Raw genomic sequence first — 10,196 nt, 5'->3', positions numbered from 1 at the left:
CGTGTCTTCATGCTGGATCGTCCTTTTCATCGGTCGATCCACCTTATGCCCCTGTCTCAGAAACCGGCACCTCCTCTAAGCTGCCTGGGCCCGCCGCAGGAATCCACGCCGACCGCGACGCAAATGGCTTGTCCGCCGCGCCGCCGCCTGCCAATCTGGTCGCAAGGGGGAACCACCCATGGACGAGCAAGGCGACGGGCGGCCATCCTTCAACCCGGCTGAACTCGGGGTCATGGCCCATCTTTATCGAGCCGAGATCTATCGCTCGACCATCTGGCGGACGCGGCTGGACACCACCACGAACTGGGCGGTGGTGACGCTGGGGGTGGCGCTGTCCATCACCTATTCCTCGCCGCAGGCCTCGCCGCTGCCGCTGGTGCTTGTCGGCATCCTGATCATCTTCTTTCTGATGATCGAGGCGCGGCGCTATCGCTATTTCAACGTCTGGCGCGGCCGCTGCCGCTGGCTGGAGCTGAATTTCGTCGCACCGCTGCTGGCCGGGGGGCGCATTGCCGCCGACCCGGGCTGGCAGGATCGCCTGGCACAGGATTTCCGCCGGCCCGCCTATCACGTCAGCATGGCCACGGCGATCGGCAGGCGGGTACGGCGCAGCTATTTCTGGATCCTGCTCATCCAGGCGCTATCCTATCTGGGCAAGCTGATCGTGCATCCCGCGCCGCTGACCACCCCGGCCGAACTGCTCGATCGCGCCCGCATCGGCCCGCTGCCCGGCTGGCTGGTGCTGGCCCTCGGCGGGCTTTACTGCCTCAGTTTCGGCCTCGTCGCATTGTGGAGCATGCGCAGCGACCGCAAGCGCGCCCGCAGCCGCCGCGATCCGCTGGGCATGGGCTGACCGCGCCAGACCATCGCGCAGCGCGACGCCTGCAAAGCCGTCCGGCCCCTGTCATTGCGGTCGGAAACCAGTCAGGCAACGGGTCTTGCCCAGGCAGACGCAAGGGCAGGCTTGCTGGACTAGGGGCGGGCGGGTCGGTTCAGCAGGGCCGCTCGATCTCCAGCCGCTCTATCATCTCGTCGCGATGTTTCAGGGCCTGGCGGGCCGCCTCGGGCCGGGCGGCGGCGCAGGCGTTGATCAGGCATTCGGCGGCGACCATGAAGGCACCCATGCTGTTGGACAGAAAGCTTGATTCATGCCCCACCAGGACGGCGGCGCCGGAGGGATCGACCAGCGGCGAGGCCGCGCGGTCGGTCAGCGCCACGATGCCCAGGCCGATCTGCGCCGCCGCCCGGGCCACCTTGACCACCTGCACGGAATAGGGCGCGCAGCTCATCGCGATCAGCACGTCGCCGCGGCCGGTCAGCGCCAGCCCCTCGGCCAGCCCAAGCCCGTTCGCGTCCAGCAGCATCACGTCCGAACGGATCATCCGCAGCCCGTAGACCAGAAACGCCGCGATCGAATGGAACTGCCGGATGCCATGCACCACGACGCGGGGCGCGGTGGCGATCATGCCGACTGCCTTTTCAAAGGCGGCCTCGTCGAACTGCTGCAGGAATCGCTCGATATTGGCCTGGTTCTCGTGGCAAAGCCGCGCCGCCCGCGCCCGGGTCGAGCTGCCGCCCTGCAAGGCGGCCTGGGCCTGATGCGAATAGAACGCCCCCGGCGCCGACATCGAGGCCGAAAGCAGCACCTGCTGCAACGCCGGAAAGCCGGAATAGCCCAGCGTCCGCGCCAGCCGGGTCAGGGTCGAGGGGTTCACCCGCAGCGCCTCGGCCAGGGTGGTGATCGACAAAAGCGCCGGATCGCCCACCATCTCGAGCAATTGCGACAGCGCGGCAGCGGCCTTGGCGCCCAGCGAGACCGGCGCGCTGCCGCGCGCGATCTCGAGCGCAAGGCCGCGCAGCCCGATCAGCGTGTCAGGCGGTGCCGCAATAGGCCGGTTCGCCGTCGGCGCGGTCATGGATGCTCCAGTTCAGCCGGCCTTCGGCCAGCGCCAGAATGGCAGTGCCCAGAGTGTTTTCCTCGTCCGGATCATCCGAAGTGTCGCGCCGGATCGGCAGGCCGGTGGGGGCCACGTCGCGCAGGATGTCCAGCGGCGCGACACGCTGGGCCACCAGCGCGTCGCCGCGCAGCTGGCGGTCGCCCGAGGATTGGGTGATGATCTGCGCCGCCAGCCCGCGCGGCAGGTGCAGCGCGTGGTTGGCATGCGCGGTGTCGCTGGTGATCTCGCGCACCGACCGCTCACCGCCGCCGAATTCGACCGATACGATGCGCGGGTCGCGCCGATGCATCAGCGCGAAATGAAAGCCGCCCGAGGGCGCATCGGCCAGCACCGCCAGCGCCTGATCCAGCGTGTCCGTGCCCAGCACCGCACGGCCCAGGACCATGCGCGGGATCTCGGCCTCGACCCCGGTCAGGCGCATGTTGTTGACGGTCTGCGCCAGCCCCGCCTCGGTAAAGGCAAAGGTATGGCCGGGGATCGAGCCTGGATAGCAGAAGGCGTGAAAGCCCGGGCCGTCCTGCGGCGCGGCCTCGGCGATGAAACAGGCGCCGCGAAAGAACGGCAGCCCGTCCTCGTTATGGGCCAGCAGCGGGTTCTTGCCGGGCACCATCACCGTGGTGCAGCCGTCGGGAACCGAGGCCAGCAGGTCGCCCCGGCAGTTCCAGGCAAAGACCGCCATCTCGGGCAGATCGAGGCCCAGCGCCAGCCCCTGGATTTCCGCCCAGATCGCCGGGAACCGCGCCTGCGTCGCCTGCGCCATGCGCGCCACGCGGGCGGCGTGGCGGGCCGAGGTGAGTTCGGCCCAAAGCGGATGCGCGATCAGGTGGCGGTGCACCGCCTCGCGCCCCGCCTGCCCGATGGCAAGGCCCATCTCGCGCGGGGCGCCCGAGACGCGCCGCCAGCCCAGATCGTGGTACATGCGGTCATTCGACATGTTGCAGAAAGTCCTTCAGCCGGTCGTTGGGTGGATTGGCGATCATCTCGCGCGGGTCGCCGTCCACCGAGATCTTGCCATGTTCCATGAAGATCAGCCGCGTGCCGACCTGGCGGGCAAAGCCCATCTCATGCGTGACGACGACCATGGTCATGCCCTCTTGCGCCACGGCGCGCATGACCGAGAGCACCTCCTGCTTCAGCTCGGGGTCAAGCGCCGAGGTCGGCTCATCGAACAGCATCACCTTGGGCCGGATGGCCAGGGCGCGGGCGATCGCCACGCGCTGCTGCTGCCCGCCCGACAGGGCCGAGGGCAGGTGGTGCGCCCGCTCCTTCAGGCCGACCTTGTCGAGCAGGTCCATCGCCTGCGCCTCGGCCTCGGCACGCGAGGCGCCGCGCACCTTGCGCGGACCGAAGGCCACGTTCTGCAAGGCGGTCATCTGCGGAAACAGGTTGAACTGCTGAAACACCATGCCGGCCTCCTGCCGGATGCGGCGCAATTGCCGCCCCCCGGCGGTGACCGAGATGCCATCGACGATCAGATCGCCGCCCGAGATCTCCTCGAGCCCGTTGATGCAGCGCAAGAGCGTCGACTTGCCCGAGCCAGAGGGCCCGATCAGCACCACGACCTCGCCCGCGTCGATGGACAGATCGACCTGGTCCAGCACCTTCAGATCGCCGAAATGCTTCGAGGTCTGGCGGAATTCGATGATGCTCACAGGATCCTCATGCGTTTTTCAAGCAGCCGCAGGGCCAGCGACAGCGCGCCGGTCATGACGAGATAGATCACCGCGACGGCGGTCCAGGTTTCCACGGCGCGAAAGCTCGAAGCCATGATCTCTTGCCCGGTGCGGGTCAGCTCGCCCACCCCGATGACGATGAAAAGCGAGGTGTCCTTGAGCGAGACGATGAACTGGTTGCCCAGGGGCGGGATCAGCCGGCGAAAGGCCAGAGGGCCGACGATATGGGTCAGCACCTTCCAGTGTGGCAGGCCCATGGCCAACCCCGCCTCGGTCAGCCCGCGCGGGATCGACAGGAAGGCGCCGCGCACGATCTCGGCGATATAGGCGCCGGCGTTCACGACGATCGCCAGGCAGGCGGCGCTCATCGGGTCCATGCGGATGCCCAGCAGCACCGGCATGGCGAAATACAGAAACATCACCTGCACCACGATCGGCGTGCCGCGGATCAGCTCGATATAGATCAGCGCGATCCCGTTCAGCACCGGCCCGCCATAGGCCCGCATCAAGCCGGCGATCAGGCCCAGAAGGGTGCCGCCGATCAGCCCGACCAGGGCGATGAAGATGGTGACCCGCGCACCCGCAAGCAGTTGCGGCATGATGCCGGGGATGATGGACCAGTCGATTTCCACGGGCGATCCTCTGATGGTTCGGAAAGGGGAAGGGCGCGGGTCAACTTGCCCGCGCCGGCAGTCGTTCAGCCGGGGATCACTTCGCCGGCTTGGTGCCGAACCATTTCTCGTAGATGGCGTCGTAGCGGCCGTCTTCCTTCATCTTGGCCAGCGCGGCATTGACCCTGGCGGTCAGCTCGCTGCCCTTGGGAAAGCCGATGCCGTATTGGTGGCCCATCATCTGTTCGCCCACCGCCTTGACCTGGCCGTTGCCGGCGGTCTTGATGTAGTAAAGCACGTTCGGCGTGTCATGCATCGCCGCCTCGACGCCGCCGGTGCGCAATTCCAGATAGGCGTTGTCGATATTGGGGAACTTGCGCAGCGTGGTTTCCTTGAAATTCTCCTCGGCATAGTCCGAGGACGAGGTGCCGGTCTTGACCGCCAGCGTCTTGCCCTTCAGATCGTCCGGGCCCTGGATCTCGCTGTCGGTGGGCACCATCAGCAGCAGGCCGCTGTCGTAATATCCGTCCGAGAAGTCGATGGCCTGCTGGCGCTCGGGCTTGATGGTGATGCCGGCCAGCGCCACATCGACCTGATTGGTCTGCAGGGCCGGGATGATGCCGGCGAAATCCATCGGGCGCAGCTCATAGCTCACGCCCAGATCCTTGGCGATGGCGTCCCACATGTCGATGTCGAAGCCGACGTATTTGTCGCCCTCCTTGAACTCGAAGGGCACGAAGGCGGTGTCGGTCGCAACGATCAGATCCTCGGCCCAGGCGGCAGCGGCGCAAGGCAAAGGGCGGGTTTTCCGGGCATGCCCCCCTGCCCGCCCGCAACCCGGACCGGTCAGAGCGGCTTGCGCGCCATTTCCGCCGCGACATCGGGATCCAGCGGCGTGTCATAGGTCATCAGCAGATAGCCCAGCACGGAATAGAAGCCGACCGTGGCGATCAGGTCAAAGACCGCCTCGCGGCCCAGCGCCCCGGCCAGCGCCTGCTCCAAACCCGGGCTCAGCCGGCGCTGGTCGAACAGCTCGTCCACCGCCCGGGCGATCAGCCCGTCCTCGCCCCCGGGCGTGCCGCGCATGGACAGGATGCGCGCGTCATCCATGCCCAGCGCCCGCGCCCGGCTGACATGATGCGCCCATTCATAGGCCGAGCCCATGCGATGCGCCGCCCGCAGGATCACGATTTCCGAGCGGACCTGCCCCAGCGCGCTGTCCTTGACCACATGCTGACGCAGTGGCGCCCAGGCGCGCAGCAGCGCCGGGTGATGCGCCATGGTGCGATAGACGTTCAGCGCGCCGGCAAATCCGTCCCGCAGATCGGCGATCCCGGGCGGCCATTCGGCGTCGGACAGCGGTGGGCAGGGCGAGATCATGGCAGGCTCCGGTCAGGGGAAATGTGTCGCAGGGGCTTTGAACGCCGCCCGGCCATCCCGCCCGTCAAGCGTGACGGACCTGGCCCGCGGTCGCGGCGACGATGGCGCCGGCCAGGCGTTCGGTGATCTGGTCGATCTCGGCGGGTTCGATGATATAGGGCGGCGCCAGCAGCACATGGTCGCCGCGCACCCCGTCGATGGTGCCGCCCATCGGATAGCACATCAGGCCGCGCGCCATCGCCTCGCGCTTGATGCGGGCGTGCAGGCGCAGGCCGGGGTCGAAGGGTTCCTTGCTGTCGCGGTCGGCGACCAGTTCGATGCCGCGAAACAGGCCGCGCCCCCGGATGTCACCGACGAAGGGCGACGCACCCAGGGCGAATTCCAGCCCGGCCTGCAGCCGCTCGCCCATCGCCACGACATGCTCCATCATCCCGGGGCGCGCGAGGATCTCGACCACCTTGCCGGCGGCAGCGGCGGCAACCGGATGGCAGATATAGGTATGGCCGTGCTGAAAAAGGCCCGAGCCCTGCGCAAAGGCCTGATAGATCGCATCCGACAGCATCACCGCGCCGATGGGCTGATAGCCGCCGCCCAGACCCTTGGCGATGGTCAGCAGATCGGGGCGCACCCCCTCGGCGGCGCAGGCGAACAGCGACCCCGTCCGCCCCATGCCGCACATCACCTCGTCGAGGATCAGCAGTACGCCATGGCGGTCGCAGACCTCGCGGATGCGGCGGAAATAGGCCGGCACCGCGGGCACCGCCCCCATGGTCGCGCCGACCACCGGCTCGGCCACGAAGGCGATGACCTGATCGGCACCCAGTTCGCGGATCTTCGCGTCCAGTTCATCGGCCAGACGCTGGGCATAGTCGTCGGCGGATTCGTCCGGGCGCTGGTCGCGATAGGCATAGCACGGAGAGACGTGATGCGTTTCCGGCAGGATCGGCTGGAACTGCGCCCGCCGCCAGGCATTGCCGCCGGTCGCCAGCGCGCCGATGGTATTGCCGTGATAGCTTTGCCGCCGGGCGATGATATGGCGCCGCTGCGGCTGGCCGATCTCGACGAAATACTGCCGCGCCATCTTCAGCGCCGCCTCGACCGCCTCGGACCCGCCCGAGACCAGATAGACATAATCCAGCCCCTCGGGCGCCAGATCCACCAGCCGGGTGGCCAGATCCTCGGCCGCCTCGGTGGTGAAAAACGACGTATGCGCATAGGCGATGCGGTCCATCTGCGCCCGCATCGCATCCAGCACCTCGGCATTGCCATGCCCCAGACAGCTGACCGCGGCGCCGCCCGAGCCGTCGATATAGCTGCGACCTTCGGCGTCCTGGATGTGGACGCCCTGCCCGCCGACGGCATAGGGCAGCGTCGCCGCGATCGAGCGGTGGAGGATTCTGGTCATTGGCTTGCCCCGCGCTGATGAAGGGGAATCATTTTCCCCCGCTTGCGATCCGTTTGTGCCATAAAATTGCTATAAGTGCAACATTTGTTTCTTCCGTGCCGGAATGAAACACTTGTGCCGCTGCGCCGGCCATTGCATCTTCGGGGTGATCTGCCGATCCTGGCTGCGCATGATCCAGAGGTCTGAAACGGATGTCTCATCAGGATGCCCTGCGTGCCCGGCTGGTCGCCGCCCTGGATGGCATGGCGCCGCAACTGCAGCAGGCGGCGCGCCATATCCTGGCGCATCCCGATGAGGTGGCGCTGGTCTCGATGCGGCAACTGGCGCGCAGCGCCGGGGTGCAGCCCTCGACCATGACGCGACTGGCGAAATCTCTTGGCCTGGCGGGCTACGAGGAAATTCGCGCCCATCACGCCCAGGCGATCCGGCTGCGGGTCGAGGGCTTTGCCGCCCAGCAGGAACGGGCAACCGCCAGCGACGAGGGGCTGGCGCAGCAGATGCTGCGCAACCTTTCCCTGCAGATCACCCGGCTGGGCGAGCCGGACTCGATCGCCCGGCTCAAGGCTGCAGCCGAACGGCTGGCGCGGGCGCGGCGGATCTATGTGCTGGGCCTGCGCTCATGCCATCTGGTAGCCTGGCATTTTCACTATGTGATGACGCTGCTGGGCGAGCGGACCGAGCATCTCGACGGGCCTGCCGGCACGGCGGGCGACGGGCTGATGCACGCCGGCAAGGACGATGTGCTGCTGGCCATCTCGATCAGCCCCTATGCCCGGCACAGCCTGGAACTGGCCCGGCTGGCGCGCGCAAAGGCCATGGGCATCGTCGCGATCACCGACAGCGAGCTCTCGCCGCTGAACGCCCTTGCCGATGCGGTCATCCTTTGCCCGACGGAAAGCCCGACCTTCTTTCACACTCTCGCGCCGGCGCTGGCGGTATCCGAGGCGCTTTGCGGCCTGCTGGCGAGCCGCGACCGCGAGGCGGCGCTTGCGGCGCTGCAAAAGGCCGATCATCATCTGCTGGGGCTGAACACCTATTGCGCCGCCCCCGACCGCCGCCCGCCGGCCGCAACCCCGGACCCGGGCGTATCCGACCGGTCAGATCGCGCGGCATCAGCTGATGGCAAGTCCCCTCGGCGCATTCGGCGGCATGACCCGCAAACCCGCGGCACACCGCCTGCGACAAAGTGACCAGACCGGGCGAATTGTCCGAATCGCCGGCACGCAGCTAGGCTTGATATATCTTGCCCCTGCCCCGCAGCGCCGTCGCGCAGGCAGCCTTGCCACCCCGTGGCGGATCGCCCTGCCGGGCTGACAAAGAGTTGCGACATGACCCACCTACCCAGCACCAACTGGTGCAAGGCAGTGGCCAATCTGGCGGCAGCGCTGTGCCTGACCGCCCTGACCGTCCTGCCTGCATCCGCCCAGACCCCGCCGCCAGCCCGGCCGCCCGATAGCGCCCAGGGCGCGCCGGCGGATATGATGGTCCCTGCCGATCGCGTGCCCTTCCTGCATGACTGGCTGGCCTCGCCACACGCAAAGGCGGACGCGCCGGCCTTCAACAACTGGAACGCCGAGGGCGAGATCCCCAAGACCTGCGCCCGTTGTCACTCGGCGCCGGGCTTTCTGGACTATATCGGCGCCGATGGCAGCGCCGCGGGCGTGGTGGACCGGCCCGCGCCCACCGGCTCGCTGATCGGCTGCACGACCTGCCACAACCCGACCACCCGGCAGATGAGCGGCGTCACCTTCCCATCGGGCCTGCGCGTCGAGGGCTTGGGCGCCGAGGCGCGCTGCATGACCTGCCATCAGGGCCGCGAATCGGGCGCCAGCGTCGATCGCGCCGTGGCCGGGCGCGACGAGGATGCCGTCGATCCGGCGCTGGAATTCATCAACATCCACTACCGCCAGGCCGGGGCGACCCTGATGGGCATGCTGGCCGGCGGCGGCTATCAGTATCCGGGCCGCGCCTATGCCTCGCAGCGCCGCCATGCCGCGCCCTTCAACCGCTGCACCACCTGCCACGATTTGCACACCGTCGCGCCGCAGACCGAGCCCTGCGCCGCCTGCCATCAGGGCGTCACCGACCGCGATTCCCTGCGCCTGATCCGCAAGAGCCCGGTCGATTTCGACGGCAATGGCAACGTGACCGAGGGCATCGCCGCCGAGATCGCCAGCCTGCATGGCCGGCTGCTGCAAAGGATGCAGGCCTATTCCCGCGACGTGGCAGGAAATCCCTTCGGCTATGCGCCGCGCTTTCCCTATTTCTTCAACGACACGGATGGCGACGGCAGCATCGGCGACAGCGAGGCCACGATGCCCAACAAGTTCGCCGCCTGGACGCCGCGGCTGCTGAAGGCGGCCTACAACTATCAGTTCGCGGCCGAGGATCCCGGCGCCTATGCCCATAACGCGCCCTATGTCCTGCAATTGCTGCATGATTCGCTGGCCGACCTGTCGCAGGCCAATGTCGAGGGGCTGACCCGGCCCTGAGCCGTATCGCCGGCGTTTGACGCAAGCCCCGGGGCGGCGTATAAGTTGGTGACCAATCACTAACTGATGAACCAGCCGATGCGCAAACCCGCCGACCTGCGCAAGGCCGAGATCATCGAGACGGTTCTCGACCTTGCCGACAGGATCGGGCCGGACCGGGTGACGACCGGGGCGGTGGCCGCGGTGATCGGGCTGACCCAGGCGGCGCTGTTTCGGCATTTCCCGAGCAAGGCCGCGCTTTGGCAGGCGGTGGCCGGGCATGTGGCCGAGGCGATGGACGCGGCCTGGGACAAGGCCCTGGGCGACAGCGGCGACCCGCTTGCCCGGCTGCGGGCGCTGATTGCGGCGCAATTTGGCCAGATCAACGCCACGCCGGCGCTGCCGATGCTGCTTTTCTCGCGCGAGTTGAATGTGAGCGACCCGGACCTGCGCGCGGCGTTCCACGACCGGCTGACGGCGTTTCGCGCCCTGCTGGCGCGCGAGGTCGGCGCCGGGCAGCAGGCCGGGCTTTTGCGCGGCGATGTCGCGTCGGCCGATGCGGCGGTGCTGCTGGCGGCGCTGGTGCAGGGGGTGGCGATCCGCTGGGCGCTGGGCGCGCGCGATTTCGACCTGCCGGGCGAAGGGTTGCGGCCTTATGACGTGCAATTGCGGCTGCTGGCGGCGAAAGGGGACTAGGC

The 10,196-nt window shown here is 67.9% G+C and carries 11 protein-coding genes; 4 read left to right on the top strand and 7 right to left on the bottom strand.

The features are described from left to right. Positions 1-178 precede the first annotated feature (178 nt). Positions 179-853 carry a DUF2270 domain-containing protein gene (locus WMK75_RS08840; RefSeq protein ID WP_347267311.1) on the top strand — a complete coding sequence of 225 codons (675 nt, stop codon included), beginning with the start codon at positions 179-181 and terminating at the stop codon, positions 851-853. A gap of 139 nt (positions 854-992) precedes the next feature. Here the strand turns inward: WMK75_RS08840 and WMK75_RS08835 are convergent, their stop codons facing one another. The 7 genes from WMK75_RS08835 to WMK75_RS08805 all read right to left on the bottom strand — a co-directional run bounded on the left by WMK75_RS08835 (position 993) and on the right by WMK75_RS08805 (position 7,027). Continuing rightward, a complete protein-coding gene (locus WMK75_RS08835) occupies positions 993-1,916 on the bottom strand; it encodes a MurR/RpiR family transcriptional regulator (protein ID WP_347267310.1) in 924 nt (307 codons plus the stop codon). Further along, positions 1,873-2,892 (bottom strand): C45 family peptidase, encoded by a 1,020-nt coding sequence (locus WMK75_RS08830; protein ID WP_347267309.1) that lies wholly within the window; start codon positions 2,890-2,892, stop codon positions 1,873-1,875. The genes WMK75_RS08835 and WMK75_RS08830 overlap by 44 nt, the downstream gene beginning before the upstream one ends. Next, positions 2,882-3,610, bottom strand: a complete 729-nt coding sequence (gene glnQ, locus WMK75_RS08825) for a glutamine ABC transporter ATP-binding protein GlnQ (RefSeq protein WP_347267308.1) — start codon at positions 3,608-3,610, stop codon at positions 2,882-2,884. Before glnQ ends, WMK75_RS08830 begins: the two co-directional genes overlap by 11 nt. Further along, the gene (glnP, locus tag WMK75_RS08820) at positions 3,607-4,263 is read right to left on the bottom strand and encodes a glutamine ABC transporter permease GlnP (RefSeq protein ID WP_347267307.1); all 657 of its coding nucleotides are present in this window, start codon (positions 4,261-4,263) and stop codon (positions 3,607-3,609) included. Before glnP ends, glnQ begins: the two co-directional genes overlap by 4 nt. A gap of 76 nt (positions 4,264-4,339) precedes the next feature. Next, positions 4,340-5,038 carry a glutamine ABC transporter substrate-binding protein GlnH gene (gene glnH, locus WMK75_RS08815; protein ID WP_347267306.1) on the bottom strand — a complete coding sequence of 233 codons (699 nt, stop codon included), beginning with the start codon at positions 5,036-5,038 and terminating at the stop codon, positions 4,340-4,342. 50 nt (positions 5,039-5,088) lie between these two features. Next, on the bottom strand, positions 5,089-5,622 hold the full coding sequence (locus WMK75_RS08810; protein ID WP_347267305.1) for a carboxymuconolactone decarboxylase family protein: 534 nt from the start codon (positions 5,620-5,622) through the stop codon (positions 5,089-5,091). Positions 5,623-5,686: 64 nt separating this feature from the next. After that, a complete protein-coding gene (locus WMK75_RS08805; protein ID WP_347267304.1) occupies positions 5,687-7,027 on the bottom strand; it encodes an aspartate aminotransferase family protein in 1,341 nt (446 codons plus the stop codon). Between the two features lie 191 nt (positions 7,028-7,218). Here WMK75_RS08805 and WMK75_RS08800 point away from each other — a divergent pair, with 191 nt between their 5' ends. The 3 genes from WMK75_RS08800 (at position 7,219) to WMK75_RS08790 (ending at position 10,194) form a co-directional block, all read left to right on the top strand. Continuing rightward, the gene (locus WMK75_RS08800; protein WP_347267303.1) at positions 7,219-8,217 is read left to right on the top strand and encodes a MurR/RpiR family transcriptional regulator; all 999 of its coding nucleotides are present in this window, start codon (positions 7,219-7,221) and stop codon (positions 8,215-8,217) included. Positions 8,218-8,355: 138 nt separating this feature from the next. Then, entirely contained in the window at positions 8,356-9,519 is a 1,164-nt protein-coding gene (locus WMK75_RS08795) for a polyheme membrane-associated cytochrome C (protein ID WP_347267302.1), read from the top strand. Positions 9,520-9,597: 78 nt separating this feature from the next. After that, positions 9,598-10,194, top strand: coding sequence for a TetR/AcrR family transcriptional regulator (locus WMK75_RS08790; RefSeq protein WP_347267301.1), 597 nt, complete (start codon positions 9,598-9,600; stop codon positions 10,192-10,194). Positions 10,195-10,196 lie beyond the last annotated feature (2 nt).

Source organism: Paracoccus sp. (in: a-proteobacteria), assembly GCF_039808215.1.
GTDB lineage: Bacteria > Pseudomonadota > Alphaproteobacteria > Rhodobacterales > Rhodobacteraceae > Paracoccus.
This window is presented reverse-complemented; position numbering and strand designations above follow the sequence as displayed.

What these genes read in the sequence shown, in the direction of transcription:
- WMK75_RS08840 (WP_347267311.1), top strand. Translation starts at nt 179, where the DNA reads ATGGACGAGCAAGGCGACGGGCGGCCATCCTTCAACCCGGCTGAACTC.
- WMK75_RS08835 (WP_347267310.1), bottom strand. Translation starts at nt 1,916, where the DNA reads ATGACCGCGCCGACGGCGAACCGGCCTATTGCGGCACCGCCTGACACG.
- WMK75_RS08830 (WP_347267309.1), bottom strand. Translation starts at nt 2,892, where the DNA reads ATGTCGAATGACCGCATGTACCACGATCTGGGCTGGCGGCGCGTCTCG.
- WMK75_RS08810 (WP_347267305.1), bottom strand. Translation starts at nt 5,622, where the DNA reads ATGATCTCGCCCTGCCCACCGCTGTCCGACGCCGAATGGCCGCCCGGG.
- WMK75_RS08805 (WP_347267304.1), bottom strand. Translation starts at nt 7,027, where the DNA reads ATGACCAGAATCCTCCACCGCTCGATCGCGGCGACGCTGCCCTATGCC.
- WMK75_RS08800 (WP_347267303.1), top strand. Translation starts at nt 7,219, where the DNA reads ATGTCTCATCAGGATGCCCTGCGTGCCCGGCTGGTCGCCGCCCTGGAT.
- WMK75_RS08795 (WP_347267302.1), top strand. Translation starts at nt 8,356, where the DNA reads ATGACCCACCTACCCAGCACCAACTGGTGCAAGGCAGTGGCCAATCTG.
- WMK75_RS08790 (WP_347267301.1), top strand. Translation starts at nt 9,598, where the DNA reads ATGCGCAAACCCGCCGACCTGCGCAAGGCCGAGATCATCGAGACGGTT.